This is a genomic window from Tardiphaga sp. 42S5, assembly GCF_034044155.1.
GTDB classification, from domain to species: Bacteria; Pseudomonadota; Alphaproteobacteria; order Rhizobiales; family Xanthobacteraceae; genus Tardiphaga; species Tardiphaga robiniae.
Genome location: NZ_CP139027.1, coordinates 6129616 through 6148365, shown reverse-complemented (window position 1 = coordinate 6148365; position 18750 = coordinate 6129616). Strand labels below are relative to the sequence as shown.

Annotated in this window: 14 protein-coding genes; 8 read left to right on the top strand and 6 right to left on the bottom strand. The window is 61.7% G+C overall.

All coding sequences use genetic code 11. The features are described 5' to 3' along the window. Nucleotide 1: 1 nt before the first annotated feature. Complete coding sequence (locus SFY93_RS28670; protein ID WP_320445486.1) at nt 2–1930, bottom strand: AsmA family protein; 1929 nt, start codon at nt 1928–1930, stop codon at nt 2–4. A gap of 265 nt (nt 1931–2195) precedes the next feature. Here SFY93_RS28670 and SFY93_RS28665 point away from each other — a divergent pair, with 265 nt between their 5' ends. From SFY93_RS28665 to SFY93_RS28650, 4 genes are all read left to right on the top strand, one after another. Further along, nucleotides 2196–2900: a CoA transferase subunit A gene (locus SFY93_RS28665; RefSeq protein WP_068728766.1), complete on the top strand. Its 705-nt coding sequence runs from the start codon at nt 2196–2198 to the stop codon at nt 2898–2900. Between the two features lie 28 nt (nt 2901–2928). Beyond that, nucleotides 2929–3579 (top strand): 3-oxoacid CoA-transferase subunit B, encoded by a 651-nt coding sequence (locus SFY93_RS28660; protein ID WP_068728764.1) that lies wholly within the window; start codon nt 2929–2931, stop codon nt 3577–3579. 145 nt (nt 3580–3724) lie between these two features. Further along, nucleotides 3725–4789 carry an AI-2E family transporter gene (locus SFY93_RS28655; protein WP_184512006.1) on the top strand — a complete coding sequence of 355 codons (1065 nt, stop codon included), beginning with the start codon at nt 3725–3727 and terminating at the stop codon, nt 4787–4789. Nucleotides 4790–4804: 15 nt separating this feature from the next. Further along, on the top strand, nt 4805–5077 hold the full coding sequence (locus SFY93_RS28650) for a colicin immunity domain-containing protein (protein WP_320445485.1): 273 nt from the start codon (nt 4805–4807) through the stop codon (nt 5075–5077). A 16-nt stretch (nt 5078–5093) separates the two neighbouring features. Here SFY93_RS28650 and SFY93_RS28645 read toward each other — a convergent pair whose 3' ends face one another. From SFY93_RS28645 to SFY93_RS28635, 3 genes are all read right to left on the bottom strand, one after another. Then, nucleotides 5094–6767 carry an ABC transporter permease gene (locus SFY93_RS28645; protein WP_320445484.1) on the bottom strand — a complete coding sequence of 558 codons (1674 nt, stop codon included), beginning with the start codon at nt 6765–6767 and terminating at the stop codon, nt 5094–5096. A 187-nt stretch (nt 6768–6954) separates the two neighbouring features. After that, on the bottom strand, nt 6955–7971 hold the full coding sequence (locus SFY93_RS28640) for a Fe(3+) ABC transporter substrate-binding protein (RefSeq protein WP_320445483.1): 1017 nt from the start codon (nt 7969–7971) through the stop codon (nt 6955–6957). A gap of 167 nt (nt 7972–8138) precedes the next feature. After that, entirely contained in the window at nt 8139–10439 is a 2301-nt protein-coding gene (locus SFY93_RS28635) for a TonB-dependent receptor (RefSeq protein ID WP_320445482.1), read from the bottom strand. 362 nt (nt 10440–10801) lie between these two features. On the opposite strand from SFY93_RS28635, the gene SFY93_RS28630 reads away from it, so the two are divergent. Next, complete coding sequence (locus SFY93_RS28630; protein WP_089266246.1) at nt 10802–11467, top strand: response regulator transcription factor; 666 nt, start codon at nt 10802–10804, stop codon at nt 11465–11467. After that, nucleotides 11464–12798, top strand: coding sequence for an ATP-binding protein (locus tag SFY93_RS28625; RefSeq protein ID WP_320445481.1), 1335 nt, complete (start codon nt 11464–11466; stop codon nt 12796–12798). The genes SFY93_RS28630 and SFY93_RS28625 overlap by 4 nt, the downstream gene beginning before the upstream one ends. Before the next feature lie 5 nt (nt 12799–12803). Here SFY93_RS28625 and SFY93_RS28620 read toward each other — a convergent pair whose 3' ends face one another. Next, the gene (locus SFY93_RS28620; protein ID WP_320445480.1) at nt 12804–13514 is read right to left on the bottom strand and encodes a Crp/Fnr family transcriptional regulator; all 711 of its coding nucleotides are present in this window, start codon (nt 13512–13514) and stop codon (nt 12804–12806) included. A 153-nt stretch (nt 13515–13667) separates the two neighbouring features. On the opposite strand from SFY93_RS28620, the gene SFY93_RS28615 reads away from it, so the two are divergent. After that, complete coding sequence (locus SFY93_RS28615; RefSeq protein ID WP_320445479.1) at nt 13668–14111, top strand: pseudoazurin; 444 nt, start codon at nt 13668–13670, stop codon at nt 14109–14111. Nucleotides 14112–14135: 24 nt separating this feature from the next. Next, a complete protein-coding gene (locus SFY93_RS28610; RefSeq protein ID WP_320445478.1) occupies nt 14136–15344 on the top strand; it encodes an NnrS family protein in 1209 nt (402 codons plus the stop codon). Nucleotides 15345–15356: 12 nt separating this feature from the next. Here SFY93_RS28610 and SFY93_RS28605 read toward each other — a convergent pair whose 3' ends face one another. Further along, complete coding sequence (locus SFY93_RS28605; protein WP_320445477.1) at nt 15357–18617, bottom strand: PAS domain-containing protein; 3261 nt, start codon at nt 18615–18617, stop codon at nt 15357–15359. Between the last annotated feature and the right edge of the window lie 133 nt (nt 18618–18750).

Genomic DNA, 18750 nt, shown 5'->3' with positions numbered 1-18750 from the left:
GTTAGTTCGCCTTTGGTGCTGCATCCGCAGGCGCTGCCGCCGCAGGTGCATCGGCGGGCTTATCCGGCTCTGCTACCGGCGCCTGTTTGGGCACACCCGTAAAGCGCTCGATCACCGAGCGTACGGCGTCGCGGGTCTTGCGATCCTTCACTGCATCCAGCAAAGGCGCCGCGCCCGGCGAACGACGGATCAGGCTTTCCGGATCTGGGAAGATCAGCGGATCGTCCCATGGGCCCTGGATCACGAAAGGGAGCTCGAAGCCGCCTGTGCCGTTGGTTGCCGGGTTGAGACTGGCGATGCCCTTGAAGTCATATTCGCGCGCCGGCACCGACGCGGTACCGGTCAGCGTCAGTTTCGCAGCGGGACCATCGATCCGGATATCCTGCGCGGTGGCGATGCCGTCGTTGAATTTCACGGACATGTTGAGCGTGTTGAACGGCGTCGAACCCGAACGGAAATTGCCGGCGCCGGACAGCGGACGTCGCTCCAGCCTTTTCAATAGCTGTTCGACGTTGAAGCCGCTGATGGCGCCGTCATGACCGGTCAGCGTCGCGGTGCCGTCAAGCGATTGCGCGAGACCGAAGGGCGATGAGCCCGAGGCCTCCAGCATCATGCTGAGATTGCCGCGTCCGGTGAGCTTGTTGACGCCGAACAGATCGCTGGCACAGGCCTGCAGATCGACATCGCTGAACTGGAACTGGGCCTTCACATCAGCCACGGCATCGGAATGGGCAACATTGAACGAACCACGGACGATGCCGCCATACATCTGTGCCTCACCCACCGACAGCGCCAGTGTGCCGCCGCGCAGGTTGGCGCCGAGCGCGGTGCGGCCGAGTACCGAGGAGCCGACGGTGACCTTGGCGGCCGATAGGCGCATGTCGAGATCGGTGGTGGACAGCGCGTTTAAGTCGAACAGCTGCCGGTTCCAGTCACGCGCGCCGGAGGCCAGCAGCCGCACGGTGGACACATAGGGTGTGAAATCGAGCGCGCCGGCTGCCAGCGTCGCCTGCAGCGTCTGGCGGCCGGTGTTGCTGTAGGTCATGACGCCTTCGGCGCTGTTGCCGTCGAGCTCGACATTGACGTTGGTCAGCGCGATCGACGGACCGACCAGGCTGGCACGCGCCTTCAGGGCAAAGCGGCCGAAACCGCCAGAGCCGGGGGGCGCCTGACCGACCCAGCGCAAGGCGTTGCGCAGCGACATGCTGTCGGCAGTTAGCGTGCCTTCCATGACCAGACTGGCCTTGTTGGCGACGGTGCCGTCGAAGGCCAGCTTGATCGGCGCACCGGCGATGCGGGCCTTCACGCCTGAGCGTTCGCCGGACAGTGCCGCAATGAAGTCGCTGACGCTGAGGCTGCCGTCGATGCGCTCGCCGCGCCAGTCGAACTGACCGGTTGCAGCGAATGAGCGCGAGATCGATGGCCAGGCGAGCGACAGGTCGATGTCGCCGAGACGCTCGGTGTTGTTCGGGTCCTGATAGTGCAGCACGCCGTCCTGGATGCGGATCTCGGAGAAGGATAGTGGCTGTTCAGCGCCCGGCCTCATGGTCCGGGCGATGGACTCGATGAATGGCGTCCAGTTGCTTTCGCCGGAGGCCTCGCGGATCACGCGGATACGTGGCCGCAGCATCATCATGTCGGCGATCTCGAAGCGCTGCAGCAGCAGCGGCAAGAGCCGCAGATTGGCCGTCAACACGTCGACCGTCAAAGCGGGATCGATCGACCCGCCACCTTTCAGGCCAACATCGTGAAACGAGACATAGCTACCCGGAAAGACCGAGACATCGACCGCGCCATTGACGACGAAGTCCAGCCCGGTCACGGCCCGGATCTGTGCCTCCACTGCATGACGCAGCGTATCGCGGTTGAGCAGCCACGACATGGCGAACAGCCCGATCACTGCAACACCCAGGAGCGCCGCAATCGGCATCCCCAGGCGTCTTATTCCTTGGGCACTCGTCAATGAACTATCCGGGTTGGTTGGTGGTCATACATAGCGGGGCGGCATCCACGTGCGCCCACGTCCAAGGTCCTCAATTTGAAGGGTTTTCTTGACGCTTTCAAGGCCATAGCGGGGGTGATGGGGTCGCAGTCCCCCGCGATTGACCTGCCGCGGAGTTTCCGCCTAATAATCCACGACATAGCCGCCCGCGCCCGCTGGGTTCTCAGCGCATTCCTGCATCAGGTCGATTCCCATGAACAAGGTCTACCCCGACGCCAAATCGGCACTCGACGGCATTCTCAAGGACGGCATGATGATCATGTCCGGCGGCTTCGGCCTCTGCGGCATTGCCGAGGACCTGTCGGACGCGCTGCGCGATTCCGGGGTCAAGGACCTCACCGTGGTGTCCAATAATGCCGGCGTCGACGGCATCGGCCTGTCGCGCCTGCTGGAAACCCGCCAGATCAAGAAGATGATCTCGTCCTATGTCGGCGAGAACAAGCTGTTCGCCCAGCAGTATCTGGCCGGCGAACTGGAACTCGAGTTCTCCCCGCAGGGCACGCTGGCCGAGCGTATCCGGGCCGGCGGCGCCGGCATTCCTGGCTTTTACACCAAGACCGGCGTCGGCACGCTGATCTCGGAAGGCAAGCCGACCATGGAATTCAATGGCGAGACCTACATGCTGGAGCGTGGTCTGTTCGCCGACATTGCCATCGTGCACGCCTGGAAGGGCGATACCGCCGGCAACCTCGTCTATCGCAAGACCGCCCGGAACTTTAACCCGATGATGGCGACCGCCGCCAAGATCACCATTGCCGAAGTCGAGCATCTGGTGCCGGCCGGCGAGATCGACCCGGATCACATTCACACCCCCGGCATTTTTGTGAAGCGCATTGTCGAGGTCGGTACCGGCAAGAAACGGATCGAAAAAGTCACCTCGCGTCAGCGTCCCGCGTAACCGCCAAAAGCAAAAACAGGAGAGAACGATGGCTTGGACCCGTGATCAAATGGCAGCGCGCGCGGCTAAAGAACTGCGCGACGGATATTACGTCAATCTCGGCATCGGTATTCCGACGCTGGTGTCGAACTACATTCCCGAAGGCGTGGACGTTCAGCTGCAGAGCGAGAACGGCATGCTCGGCATGGGTCCTTTCCCCTATGAGGGCGACGAAGATCCGGACCTCATCAATGCCGGCAAGCAGACCGTCACCGAACTGCCGGAGACCAGCTATTTCTCGTCGGCGGATTCGTTCGGCATGGTCCGTGGCGGCCATATCGATCTGTCGATCCTTGGCGCCATGCAGGTCGCCCAGAATGGCGACCTCGCCAACTGGATGATCCCAGGCAAGATGGTGAAGGGCATGGGCGGCGCGATGGACCTCGTCGCCGGCGTCAAGCGCGTCGTCGTCGTGATGGAGCATTCGGCCAAGGACGGCGCCAAGTTGCTGAAGAGCTGCAACCTGCCGCTGACCGGCGAGCGCGTCGTCGACATGGTCGTGACCGATCTGGCAGTGTTCACCATCGACAAGCACGGCAACGATGGCATGGCCCTGATCGAACTCGCCGATGGCGTGACGCTCGATGAGGTGAAGGCCAATACCGAAGCTGAATTCCGGGTCGCGCTGACCAACACCTGAACGATTGCGCGCTCCGAACGTTGACATGATGCCCGGCCCCGTGCCGGGCATTCGTGTTAGTATCTGCCTTTTCATCTCTTTAGTTGAGCATGATCGTTCGGAAAACCGGTTGCCACTTTTTCGGGTCATGCTCTAGGAAGCCGACATGCGCGCCAGTCTCGAAGACCGTTTCTTCCTGCTTCTGATCGTCGTGGTCACGTTGGCCTTCGGCTGGATCATGAGCTCGTTCTACAGCGCGATCCTGTGGGGCGTGGTGATCGCGATCATGTTCGCACCGATGCACCGGCGCCTGGAGCGCCGGATGCCGAAGCATCCAAATTCGGCAGCTCTGCTCACCGTAGGTCTGATCGTGTTGATCGTGATCTTGCCGCTGACATTGGTTGGCGCATCGCTGGCGCAGGAAGCGGCCGTCGTTGTCGGAAAGATGAAGTCGGGCCAGTTCAACCTCGGCACGTTTCTGCAGCAGATACTCGATGCCGTCCCGCAATGGGCGAAGGGACTGCTGGATCGCTTCGGCGTTGCCAATCTTGGTGGCATGCAGGACAAGCTGACTGAGGGCCTCGTCAAAGGCAGTCAGTACTTTGCATCGCAGGCGCTCAATATCGGTCAGAGCACTTTCGACTTCATCATCAATCTCGGCATCATGCTCTATCTGCTGTTCTTCCTGTTCAAGGACGGCGAAGCGTTGTCGGAGCGTGTGAAGAATGCCATTCCGCTGCGGTCGGAGCTGCGCGATGATCTGATGGAGAAGTTCACGGTGGTGATCCGCGCCACGGTGAAGGGCGGCATTCTGGTCGCGCTGGCACAGGGCGCGCTGGGCGGGCTGATTTTCTGGATTCTCGGCATCAATGCCGCGCTGCTGTGGGCGGTGCTGATGGCGTTCCTGTCGCTGTTGCCCGCGGTGGGTGCTGGCCTCGTCTGGATGCCGGTCGCGCTCTATCTGCTGGCTACGGGCTCGGTCGTTCAGGGTGTGATCCTGATCGCCTATGGATTTCTCGTCATCGGTCTGGTCGACAACATCCTGCGCCCGATGCTGGTGGGCAAGGATACCAAGCTGCCGGACTATCTGGTGCTGATCGCCACACTTGGCGGCATCGATGCTCTCGGTCTGAACGGTTTCGTTGTCGGTCCCGTGATTGCGGCGATGTTCGTGGCGGCCTGGGCGATCTTTGCAGAGTCTAGAAAGAGGGTGGACAGAGAAGTCGCTTAATCTCGGAGAAGAGCAATGAGCGACGTTTCTCGTGAGTACAGGGACATTATTGAAGCCTATCTCAGTGAGAAAATGGCCATAGGCGATCTCGTCGATGTTTACCTGAGAAAGTTCAAGAGCGACTACCGCAAGATTCCGGCTGAGGAATTTTACGTGCTCGATGAAATTTTTGCTTGCCTCGATTGCTTAACAACAGACGTGGATTTGATTGAAGAAAAACCGGATTTCTACCTCAATGAAAGTCAACTGAAGGACCACCTAGTCAAAGCTCTCGCGCGGCTTTCGTAAATACCGCAGTCTGGATTTACGCTGGCCCGCTAGGCACGTCGGCGAAACGGGTCAGCCACACGACGGGACCGATGCTCGCAGCGACGATCAAGAGTGCGGCCAGGGCGCCTTCTTCAAAGCTGCCACGGCTCGCATATTGATAGATCGAAGTCGCCAGCGTTTCGACATTGAGCGGTCGCAGTAACAGCGTTGCTGGCAGCTCCTTCAGGCAGTCGACAAAGACCACGATGACGGCGCCGAAAAATGCCGGACGCAATAGCGGCAGTTGAATCACGCGCAGCGTGGTCATTGCCGGCGCACCGGCAGCGCGGGCGCTGTCGTCGTAATCGACGGGGATGTGCTCGAAGCCGGCCTTGATGAAACCGGTCGGCACCGCCAGGAACCGGATCACATAGGCGATCACCACGGCGGCGCCGGAGCCGACCATGACAAGCCCGGGCGATGTGAAACTGAGCCATCCGGCGAGCTTGCTGAATCCATTGTCGATGAACAGTATCGGCGTCAGCAGACCCAGCGCCAGCACCGTTCCGGGCAGCGCATAGCCGGTCTGGGCGATAGCGACGGACAGGTTGGTCAGCCGCGAAGCACGCCAGCGCTGAGCGACGATCACCACTAGCCCGAGAAGCAGCGCGGCTCCCGTGGCAATTGCGGCCAGTGCAATGGTGTGGCCGGCATCGCGCCAAACCGTCGTTTCCATCGATAGCAGACCGCGGCGCAGGCTCTCGCGCAGCAGATAGAGCAAGGGCACGGCGAAGCCAAGCAGGGCAGGGAGGAGACAGGCGGTGAAAGCAAGCCATCCGCGTAAGCCTGTCAAAGGCGTGCGCGGTGCCAGTCGCGGATTCTCCGAAGAAAATTCCGCGCTGCCTTCGCGGCGGCCGAAGCGCTCGATGGTGATCAGCACCGCGACGATGGCGAGCATGAACAATGACAGCTGCGCAGCACCTGCAAGGCTGCCGCGGTTGAGCCAGGTCGTGAAAACCGAGACGGTGAGCGTGCGAATGCCCAGATATTCGCTGGCGCCGATATCGTTCAGCGTTTCCAGCGATACCAGTGCGAGGCCCACAGCGAGGGCGGGGCGCGCCATCGGTAGCGAGACACGGCGGAATGTCGTCCAGCGATCGGCACCGAGTATCTTCGCGGCCTCGGCAAAATCTGCGCTGCGATGCTGGAACATCGCGCGGGCAGAGAGATAGACGTAGGGATACAACACGATGCCGATCACGAAGATGGCGCCAGGCAACGAACGCAGGCTCGGCAGCCACCCGATTGCGCCGGGCAACGACATTGCCGTTGCCAATGCGCGATGGACGAGGCCCAGTGGCTCGAACAGGTCCACATAGACGTAAGCGGCGAGATAGGTCGGAATCGCCAGCGGCAGCGGCAAGAGCCAGAGCATGAGCGTGCGGCCGGGGAAATCATGCGCCGAGACCAGCCATGCGGTGCCGGCACCGATCGCGAGCGTGACGATACCGACGCCGATCAGGAGGGCTGCAGTGTCGCGCAGCGCCTGCGGCAACACATAGGCGATCAGATGCTGCCAAAGCTCGGGCTCCGGCTGCAGCGCCAGTAGCGCGATGCTGATGACAGGCGCAGCCACGAGGAGCGCGGTGGCAACTGCGACGAGAATCGCGAGCGCTTCGGTGCGGGAAGGCCTCACGGGCGTGCATGCCCGCGTGAGCACTCTCCACATGTCATCCCCGCGAAGGCGGGGATCCATACCCCAAGGAGAAGTAAGTCAGAAATTGCCGTAGCCACAGCGCCCTACCGAGAGTTCGGTGCGTATGGGTCCCCGCCTTGTGTGCGCTGCAGGCACACAAGGCGGGGACAACATACCGATAGGGTGTGTATCATCGCATCCTACGGAGCAATAGCCGGGCTCAATTATCAAACCCGACCTTGTCCACCAGCGTCGACGCGGCTTTACGGTTGGCGGCAATCTTGGCGATGGGCATCGGATCGGCATTGAGCTTGCCGTAGCCTGCGATCGTCGGGTTCACAGTGATGCCGGCGCGCACGGGATATTCATAATTGGCGTCGGCATAGACCTGCTGGGCATGCTCGCCGGCGAGCCATTCGATCAGCTTCATGGCATTGGCCTTGTTCGGCGCATATTTGGCAAGCAGCACGCCGGACAGGTTCACATGGGTGCCGCCGCCTTCGAAGGTCGGCAGGATCACCTTGGTGGCTTCGGCCCATGGCTTCTTGTCGGGATCGGCATTCATCATCAGTGCCCAGTAATAGGTGTTGCCGATACCGAGATCGCATTTGCCGGCCGCAACGTCCCGCGCGGTCTCGCGGTCGCCGCCGGAGGGCTTCTGCGCCAGATTGGCTTTCACGCCGCGCAGCCATTCTTCGGCCTTGGCCTCGCCATGCTTGGCGACATAGGCGGCGAACAGGCCGTTATTGTAGATGTGCTGGCCGGAGCGGATGCAGATCTTGCCCTTCCACTTCGGATCGGCCAGTTCCTCATAGGTGATGGCGTCCTGCTTGACGCGATCCTTCGACGCATAGACCACGCGGGCGCGCATGGAGATGCCGGCCCAGTGGCCGTCGGGATCGCGATATTGCGCCGGCACAACCTTCTCGATCACCTCGGATTTCATCGGCTGCGTCACGCCCGCCTGCACGGCTTCGTCGATCCGGCCGATATCTACCGTCAGCAGCACGTCCGCCGGGCTGTTGGCGCCTTCGGCCTTCATGCGTTGCTCGAGGCCCGAGCTCGCCGAGATCACATTGACCTTCACGCCGGTGTCCTTGGTGAAGGCCTCGAAGATCGGCTGCACCAGCTTGGTCTCGCGATAGGTATAGACATTGACCTCTTCAGCCGCCTGCAGCGCGGATGAGCCGAGGGCGGCGAAGAGGACGGCGGTGGCAAGGGCGTGATGCTTGATCATGAAATGGCTCCGGCAAGGGGCATATCTACAATGTCAGGTGGAATAGCGCAGTGGGCGTTCGAATGTCAGTGACTGAACGTCGCGTGACAAAAGATTAGATTGATTCCAGATTCGAACGTGGGCCGCAGATTAAGCAACGGCTTACCTGCGGCCCGAGATGAGAGATCTTAGAAGTTAGCCGTCACCGAAGCCCGGAACGCACGCGGCGAGCCCGGCGTGATGTTGTTGGCCGCATCGGCGGTGGCGTAGTAGCTGGTATCGAACAGGTTCTCGATGTTCAGCTGGGCACGCCACGTCTTGTCGAGCCGGAAGTAGATTGCGGCATCGACGCGGGTGAAGGCTTTCAGCTTCACAGTATCATCCGACGTGGCGAAGAAGTCGTCGTAATGGATGACACCGAGGCCGGCGCCCCACATCTCGTTGAACTGATATTTGTTCCACATGGTGAAGGTGTTGAGTGGCACCAGGCCGACGCGGTTGCCCGCGACGATCGTGGCGGAGCTGGCATCGACGATGCGCGCATCGGTGTAGGCGTAGCCGCCGGTGACCTGCCACTGATCGGTGACATAGCCGGTTAGGCTGAGCTCGGCACCCTTGGTGTTGGTCTTGCCAAGGGCGACGACCTGGCCGCCCACGATGAACCGCTGATTCTCACGGTCGAGGTCGTAGATGGCCGCGGAGGCCTGCAGCCGCGGGGTAATGTCCCACTTCACGCCGACTTCGTTGTTGATGAACTTCTCCGGCACGGTGACGGCGAGCGATGGCGTCAGAGAACTGAACTGGTCGCCGGCGCTTGGCAGGTAAGAGATGCTGTAGCTGCCGTATACCGAGACGTTGTCGACCGGCTTGATAATCACACCGGCGCGTGGCGACACCAGGTTATCCACGCGGCTGTCGAGAGTACCGCCCGGATTGAGGTTCTGTGAGGTGAGGTCGAAGCGATCGTAACGAACGCCGCCGATGAACTGCAGGTAACGACTGACCTCGATCTGGTCCTGAACATAGACCGATGCGACGTCGAGCGTCGCATAGGAGTTGTTGTCGGTAGCGGCGTGCGGGAATGACCACGGTACGAAGGTGGTCGGGCTGGACGCGAGAACGGGCAGGGTCGTGCCGCCGTTGATCTGGCCGGTGTTGCGGAGGCTGAACGTGTTCTGCCGTCCGAACTCGGTACCGAAGACGATGGTGTGCAGCACGGGGCCGGTATTGGTCTTGTAGGTCCAGTCGGTTTGATTGAAGAGGTTTTCGCGCTGGGCAAGGTTGTTGTAGGCGGAGATCGAAGCAATGCCACCGGGCGTAACGAACGTCCCCGTGGTCGGGAAGACGTTTTGATAGAATTTATCGTAATTGGCGTAGCGTGAGGAATTCTTGACGGAGAGGCCGTTGTTGAAGTCGTGGTCGATCACCGCGTTTGCGATGTGAACTTCCTGCTTCGAATAGCTCTGGTCCGGATTGCCAAAGAAGGTTGAGCTATTGGTCGCAAACGGCACGGTCGGGCGTGCATTCGTCGGCGCTGGCACTGTGCCCTGTGCCGGAATGCCGCGATCCGCGGTGCGATCGTCATGCAGATATTCGTAGCTGAGCTTGACCTTGGTGTCCTCGCCGCGGATCGTTACGGTCGGATTGATACCGTAGCGCTCAAGATTGACGAAGTCGCGATAGCTGCCGGAGTTTTCATACATTGCGTTGATACGCGCTGCGACATTCTCGTTCACGGCGCCGCCAGTATCGATGGTGACGCGCTTGGTGTCGAACGATCCGCCCTGAACTGTCACTTCGCGGATCGAAACACCATCGGCTTCCTTCTGCACGCGATTGATGACGCCGCCGCCGCCACCGCGACCGAAGATCATGGCATTCGGTCCCTTCAGGACCTCGACGCGCTGGGTGTTGTAGAGATCGCGGAAATACTGCACGTCGTCGCGGATTCCGTCGATAAAGAAGTCGGCATTGGTGCGCTGGCCGCGGATGACGACGTCATCGCGATTGCCTTCGCCCTGATGCGGCACGACGCCCGGCACATAGCGAACCGCTTCGCCGATGCTGCGGAAATCCTGATCCCGGATGAATTCCTTCGTCAGCACCGTGACGGATTGCGGCACGTTGAGGAGCGCGGTGTTGGTTTTGGTGCCGCTCGAAATATTGCGGGTGATGTAGCCGACCTGGCCGGACTGTGCGTCCTGAGGGTTGACGCTGAGCGGCTGGCGAACCGGCTGCGGCGCAACGGGGCGCGTCCGGGCGACGCGGCCGGATGCGGCGCGCTGCGGCTGGGCACGGCGTACGCGCGGCGCGCTGGGAGCGTCGACCTGCACCGGCGGCAATGTCGATGCGCCGGAATTCGCATTCTGCGCAATCGCCGGCTCTGCGATGCAAAATCCAGCCGCGATGATGGCCGCCGCGCTCGTCGAAATCAGAAAAGCTTTGCGCGCCGCCGTGCCGCGCGCGCCGATAGAAGTCCTGGAAGTCATTACTACGCCCCTGAAATATTCTCCGCTCACGCAAACGCCGGCGGTCCTTGTGCTTCCTCGGAAACACTTGGACACATCTGCAATTCGGAGTATTAGGCGCGAATTAGATGGCGTTTAGAATAAATCGAACTTCGAGGGATATGCTCAGGGTGTGTGATCCGTGCACCAATGGGCGTCGAAATAATTTGTAATCGTTCTAAACGAGGGGCGGCGGCTAACCTGCGCCAAACGATTGGTCACCGGACAAGCGCTGCGCGTAAGCGCCGCAGTCACCGACACTTGGGATAAGGGAATATCGGGATGCCTCCGATGTTGTCTGACTGACTGACCTTCCGAAGGTCCTGCAGGCACGAGATTGAATGATGCGCGTTCTACTGATCGAAGACGATGCCATGTTCGGCAAGGCGCTGGTGCGTGGCCTGAGCGAGAATGGCATGAGCGTCGACTGGGCGCGCAATGGCCGCGATGGCTTCGCCGCGATGGACCGGTCGGAATATGCGGTCGCACTGATCGATATCGGTCTTCCCAAGATGTCCGGCCTGGACGTGCTCAAGGCGAAAAGAAAAGCCGGTATGACCACGCCGGCCCTTATCATAACCGCGCGGGATGGCGTGTCCGACATGGTGGCGGGTCTCGATCTCGGCGCAGACGATTACATCGTCAAGCCGTTTGAACTGCCGGTACTGCTCGCGCGAATCCGCGCAGTCACGCGCCGCGCCAATGGTCGCGTGGTATCGCTCATGACGTCTGCGGAGATCACGCTGGATCCATCGACGCAGGTGGCGACGTTCCGCGATATCAAACATCTGCTGTCGGTGCGCGAATTTGCAGTACTGCAGGCCTTGATGGAGCGGCCCGGGCAAATCCTGTCGCGCAGCCAGATCGAGAGCCGGATCTACGGCTGGGGCGAGGAAGTCCAGAGCAACGCAGTCGACGTGCTGATTCACGGACTGCGCAAGAAATTTGATAAAGACATCGTCCGCAATGTCCGGGGTGCGGGCTGGATGGTGACCAAGGAGGGCGCATGACGTCGTTGCGAAAGACCGTGATGACTTACGTCACGGGACTGCTCATCTTCGTCGGCGTTGCTGCGGCCGTCACGTCCTATTATTTCGTCAAATACGAGGTGAACAGCTTCCAGGACAACGCGCTTCACGAGGTGGCACTTACGGCGGGCATGGTGTTCCGGCATGATATCGAGCCGCGGATTGATGCCGAGCTGGAAGACCAGCTGGTGATTCAAATCTGGGATCAGTCGAAACAGCCCATTCATCGTTCGGGCCCCTCGGTCGATATCCCGTTTCAGTCGGAACTCGGCTATGCCGACGTGACCGCGGGTGGAGAACGCTGGCGCGTGTTTCGTTCGCGTGATGCGACGCATGCGATCCAGGTTGCGCAGCGCTGGAGTGCGCGTGAGGAAGTTGCCGCCTATGCGGCCGCGGGCGCTGCGGTGCCGTTGATCGCCGCCATTCCGATCGCATGGCTGATGATCTGGTGGGCCGTGAAGCGCGTATTGTCCGGGCTTGGGACACTATCGGCTGATATCGGCCAGCGCAGTGCCGATGCGAAGGACGCGCTAAGTCTCAAAGGCGTTCCGGTCGAAGTCGCTCCGCTGGTGACAGCCATGAACTCGCTGATCGAGCGACATCAGACCGCGCTGGAGACCCAGCGTCGCTTCGTGTCCGATGCGGCACATGAATTGCGGACTCCGCTCGCGGCTCTTCAGATCCAGATCGATAATCTGCGGGCACGGGAGCTCAATGCGCCTGAACGTGAGATCGCGCAGGATCTGCTCGACGGGATTCGAAGAGCCTCTTATTCGGTCAACCAGTTGATGACCATGGTTCGCGCCGATGCCGGCATCGAAAGCGAAGCCGAAGTCGTCGATGCGGAGGCTTTCGTGCGGCTGGTAGTGTCCGGTTTCGTGTCCATCGCCGAGGCAAAGGGCGTCTCACTCGCGATCGAGCCGGGGACGCGTGATGAATTGAATGTTCGTGCCGCCGATCTCCGGCTGATCGTCTCGAACCTGCTCGACAATGCGGTGCGTTACACGCGTGCCGGCGGCGCGGTCAGCATCAAGACTGTGCGCCGAGGCACGGATCTCGTCATCGAGGTGATCGACAGCGGATGCGGAATACCGGAATCCGCCGTGCCGTATCTCTACGACCGCTTCTTCCGCGCGGCGCCGATGGATATCGATGGCACGGGGCTCGGATTGGCGATTGCCCGGACGGCGGCGGATCGTAATAGCTTCAGCCTCGATATCGGAAATCGTAGCGATGCTCAGGGCGTCAGGGCTGCCGTCTCGATCCCACTCCGAGAAGTGTCGAACGAAATCAGACAGTCCGAAGCCGCGTAGACGAGCTACGCATCTTCGCCGCCGGGCACAGCATCGGCGAGCGCACGTAACATCTCGGGTTCACGCAGCACGATGCGTTGCCGGCTGCTTTCGATCAGCCCGCGCTGTTCCCAGGTGCTGAGCGTGCGGCTCACGGTGAAGACCGTGGCGCCAGTCATTTCCGCGATATCCTGCCGGCTCAACTGGAAATCGATCTCGATACCTTGCGCGGTCTTGCGGCCTGATTGGTTCACCAGTCGCAGCAGGGCGTGGGCGACGCGTTGCTCCACCTGCTGGGTCGACATTTCCACCACACGCGTATGGGCTTCCTGCAGCCGGCTGCCGACGGTCTTGAGCGTGTTGGCGGCGAGGGCGGGATAGTCGGCGACCAGCCGTGCCCAGACAGCGGTAGGCCATACCAGAACCACGCTGTCATCCACCGTCGTTGCGGTTGCCGGATAAGCCGTCAGTCCCATCGCCTGACCGATCCCGAAGATCTCGCCGGTCGCGACATAGCGCACGATCACCTGTTCGCCGGCGGGCGTCATCTTGGTCGCGCGGATATGGCCATGGAGCAGCAGATAGAACGAGTGGACGTCCTCGCCCTGCTCGAAAATCACCTTGTTCTTCGGGACGCGGATCGAACGCGCCTCGCGCAGGATCGCCTCGCAGGCTGCGGTGTCGAGACTCTCGAACAGCGGCAGATGCGCGACCATGGAGCTGTCGACCGCCGACATGCGTTCTCCGTCAAATTCCGGTTCCGGCTACTTCTAGACCGTGATTGCGGGCGTCGATCAAGCGGAAGTTTGCGCTGGCGCAATGTCGAGGCCGGGCCATGCGCCTAATTTGGCGCATCCGGCTGAAATGACCGGAGTTTACGGAGAAATACGATGCGCAAGGCTCATATGCTTGCAACCGCCGCCGTCCTTTTCGCTCTGACAGGCGCCGCTGGCGCTGCGGAGGTCGAGGTCAAAATGCTCAACAAGGGCGCTGACGGGGCCGCCATGGTGTTCGAGCCCGCATTGGTCAATGTGCAGCCCGGCGATAGCGTGAAATTCGTGTCGACCGACAAGGCGCACAGCGTTGAATCGGTCAAAGGCATGCTACCCGCCGATGCGACGCCCTTCGTTGGCAAGATGAGCCAGGACCTTGTGGTGACCTTCGACAAGCCTGGCGTCTACGGCGTGAAATGCGCGCCACATTACGGCATGGGCATGGTGGGACTGGTGGTGGTCGGTACGCCAACCAACGCGGCCGAAGCCAAGGTAGTGACCCATCCCGGCAAGGCCAAGACAGTGTTCGCGGCGTTATTCGAGAAAATCGCTGCGAAGTAACACGCCCCAAACGGGAGAGTGACGATGACGCTTCTTCGTGTTCGCTCCATCGCCGATTGGCCATTGCTCTCGGCCGGCTTCCGCCCCTTTTTCCTGCTCGGTGCGTGTTATGCCGGCTTGGGAATTCTAGTCTGGATGCCGGCCTTCCATGGCCGGCTGGCGCTGGCCAGCGGTTTTGCGCCGCGCGACTGGCACATTCACGAGATGCTGTTCGGCTTCATATCGGCTGTCGTCACCGGCTTTCTGTTCACGGCCATTCCGAATTGGACCGGCCGGTTGCCGATCCGCGGCTTGCCGTTGCTCGGGCTGGTCGTTCTCTGGATCGCGGGACGGATTTGCCTGACCTTTTCGGCCTATACCGGCTGGCTCACGGCGATGCTGGTCGATGTGAGTTTCCTGACGCTGGTCGCTGTCGCTGCAACCCGCGAGATCGTGGCGGGCCGCAACTGGCGTAATTTGCCAGTGGTCGGCATCGTCGCCTTCCTGCTGGTCGGTAACATCGCCTTTCATGTCGAAGCTCATCTTGCCGGGGCCGCAGACGTCAGCATCCGGATCGGCGTCGCGGTCGTGGTGTTGCTGATCTCGCTGATCGGCGGGCGGATCATTCCGAGCTTCACCCGCAACTGGCTGGTGCGCGAGAATCCCGGTCGGCTGCCAATGCCGTTCGCGCGTTTCGATATGATTGTCATTGCCATCAGCGCCGCCGCGCTGCTGCTGTGGATCGCGCGCCCCTTTGGCGCATTAACGGGAGTGGCTCTCGCGCTGGTCGGCTTGCTGCATATCATGCGTCTTGCGCGCTGGGCCGGCGATCGCGCCTCGCGCGAGGGCCTGCTGCTGATCCTGCATATTGGTTACGCTTTCGTGCCGCTGGGTTTCCTGCTGAATGCCGCAGCGGCAGCAGGATGGGTCGCGCCCAGCGCCGGGCTGCATGCATGGATGGCAGGTGCGGCCGGCGTGATGACGCTGGCTGTCATGAGCAGGGCAACACTGGGGCATACTGGCCAGGCACTGCACGCCTCACGCACCACGCTGATGATCTATGCTGCGGTCATCGTGGCGGCACTGGCGCGGATCGGCGCCGTGATCGAGCCCGCTTACAGTCCGCCGCTGCTCCATGTTGCGGCATTGGCGTGGGTCGCGGCCTTTATCGGCTTCGCCGCCTCATTCGGTCCGCTGCTGATCGGCTATCGCAAGCCACGCCGTTCCGACGCGGCGATGGCGCTCAGTCGCTAGATCGAAGGCCGCTCAGGCTTTCATTGCTGCGTTCGAGAACGCCACCTCGATCAGCGTGCCCGAGCTCGGCGCGGTCTTGATCTGGAAGCGCGCGTTGTTGGCTTCGACGAGGGCCTTGGTCAGCGACAGGCTGACACCCGAGCTCTCCGAAGAATCCGCCGGCGTCGAGCTCCGGAAAGGCTCCATCGCGGCAGCGAGTTCGTTGTCGTTGAGGCCGTGCCCGGTGTCGCGGACGCGGAGCACGATCTCACCGAAATCCGACAATGCAGTGGAGACGATCACCTGACCACCGGCATTGGCGAGGTGGATCGAATTGCCGATCAGATTCAGCGTGATCTGCCGCAACGCACGGGCGTCGGCAACGACGGTCGGCAGCAGATGTGCCAACGAGGTGCGGATGATGATGCGGCCACGATTGGCTTGCGGCTGCATCACCGCAACGCATTGCTCCACCATCTCGTTGAGGTTCTGCGTGGTGAAAGCGAGGTCGATCTTTCCGGTCTCGATGCGTGACAGATCGAGCAGATCGTTGACGATCGCGATGACGCGTTCACCCGAAGCGCGAATGTCTTTCATGTATTCGACATAGCGCTCGTTGCCGAGCGGGCCGAAGCGTTGGTCGACCATCACTTCCGCAAAGCCGATGATGGCATTCAGCGGTGTCCGGACCTCGTGGCTGATCCGCGCCAGCACATCCGCCTTGGCGGTTGCCGCACGATCGGCCTGGCGGCGTGCATTCAGCAGTTCGGTTTCGGTCTTCTTCGTCTGCGTCAGGTCGCGGAACACGGCAAAGAAGTTCGGTCCATCCGTGCGCGTGCGGCCGATGGTCATCGACAGCGACACGAGGCCGCCGGCGCGCACCTGGCCCAGGGCCTCACGGCCATGATCCATCAGGCTGGCCACGCCGGAGTCCTTGACGCTTGCGAGATAGTCCTGCACCACGCGGCGGCTTTCTGCTGCGAAGAGGTCGGTCAGATTCCGCTGCGTTAGTAATTCGCCGCTATAGCCGAACAGCGCCTCGGCGCTGCGGTTGCAGGAATTGATATTGCCTTCGGCGTCGAACATGATGACGCCTTCGGCCGTGGTATCGAGGATCGTGGCCAGATCTTCGGCATCGATATGGCCCGCGGGCAATGGCGCGTCCGCAACGGGCGCAGCGATCGTAACAGGGGCGGCGACAGGCTCTGCCTTGGACGGAGAGAAAATCAGCGCATGCGCCGGCTCGTTGTCCCATGAAATCGTGTACAGGCGCGCTTCGGCGGGCACTGTGTTGCCGGACTGATCACCGCCCGAAATCGTGACGGCGGTGCCGTCATCCGAGGTGCTGGCCGCAGAAGAGACATTACCTCCGACATAGAGCGCATCGAGGCCACCCGCTTCTTCCAGTGCGTTCAGACTTGGATAGTTCATCCGGGCGAGGAAGGCGGGATTGGCGAACAGCAGGCGATCAAGGCGATAGATAAGGACGCCGACCGGCATCAGGTCGAGCAGCACCTTGTCGCGCATCATCTCGCCGCGCGGTGCAGCCGGTGGCGTTGTCAGCCAGGCAGCCTGTGACGCCGCCTCAGCTGGCTGAGACAAGGTCTGGGCAGCCGTCGGTGCATCATCCGTCTCGCTGTCCGCTTCGGGTGTGTTCGTGCTCGTGATCAGTCCCGTTTCCGACTCAAGCCGCGCCGACAATTGCCGCGCAAGCTCGTTGAAGGCGCTGTTCTCGACAGGCGTCAGTGCCGGCGATCTGGGATCGCCTGGTCGAAATGGCACGACGTTCTCGGGTGGTTGCACGGTGCTGTCCGGTGTGGTTGGCGGTGGTGTCTGTTCTGGTATCGGGTTGGTGGTGAGGGCAATCGGTTCATCGAGACTGTCGCCGACAGGGCCGGCCTGCGCGACATCGGCGGATAATGGTCGAGGCGGTGGATCGCCGATGTGATCATGTCGACGTTGCTCGGCGAGCCGCGTCATTCCATCGAGGTCACGGCAAACGCCGAAACCGCGATAGCCGGTGAAATTGCGCTCGCGATCGAACAGCGGCAGGCCAGAGAGTTCGACAGGCAGGCGGCCACCGCCATCCACCGGCCAGAGCAGCGTGATGCCACTCCATGTCTGCTGCGTGGCCATCGCCTTGACGACGTGGCTGTCGGGATCGAGGTTGAATTCGGCTGTGAGATCGTTCCACTTGTGGCCAAAGCTTGCCGCTGTGCGCGGGCCGATCAGGTGGATGAACTCGTCAGAGTTCAGTGTGAAACGCTTCTCCGCATCGATCTGCCATACGAAACGGAGCGGCGTCGTGCGCGGTTCGATCTCGGGCAGCGCAACGGACGCAGGTTGGTCGGCAACGGCTTCGACGGCGGGCGACTGCGCATCAGTCTCAGTCGGTGCGCCGGCATGTGCGATGGTTTCGGCGATCACCTCTTCGAGATGTACGTCGCGATCGATCTCGGTTTTTTCCGGCTCGATCGGGGCGTCTATGTCGATGGCGTTTTCGCTCGGGTCTTTTGCCCCGGTGGCCTCATCGAATTCGACAAATAGGTCGCTCGGCTCTGCAAGGGCGCTCTGCGGTTCAACGCTGGCTTCGGGTTTTGTGGGAGCTTCAAGTTCTTCTTCGCTCGGTGCCGGATGCACAGCGCCCGGCGCGATCAGCGCCACCAGTCCGACATCGGCGCCACTGCCCACGCGCTGCAGTACCATGCGGCCAAAGCCGATAGGCGTTTCGATGCGGCCGTCCTTCAGCGCGCCGTCGCGCGCATGATCGAGGCCGGCATCGGAGAGATTGCGAAAACCAAGCAGCGCCCGAGCCATTTCGTTGGCGCCGACGAACAGGCCGTCGCGTGCAAAGGCGGCGATCGGGGTGTCGATCCCCTCGACGAGATTTTGCAGCCGTTCGACCAGCGGCATGCCGCGGCCACCGAGCGGTTCCGCTGCGACAACGAGAATGCCGCTGCCGCCATCGGGAAATTCCAGCTGCGAGCAGGCGCAGGTCATCAGGCTGCCCAGCGCCGCGCCGAAGCCGCGCAGGCGCTCCAGTCGCATCGTTCCACTGGCCGGCAGCCGTGAGCCGAGCTGGGCTATCTGGCGGCGATGGGTATCGGCGGGTCCGAAAGCCCTGGCAAACAGGTCCGCTGCATTACGGGCGCCGAACAGTCGCGCGCCGACCGGATTGGCCCACAGCACACGGGTGCCGTCGCGCGACCACAGCCAGACCGGCTGGTTGCTGGTGGCGAGTACGGCCAGCCGTGCATCGCCAACGCCCCGCAACTGAAAATCCGCATTGTTCATCGGCACTTCATGACTGACTCGTTGGGCGCCCGTCCGGTATCCGCGTCACAGATTGCGGGCCAAACGATGACATCCTTAATAATTCGTTAGTATCGCCCGCGCGGACGCGCAGGTCCACGTCCCCCGCCCATTC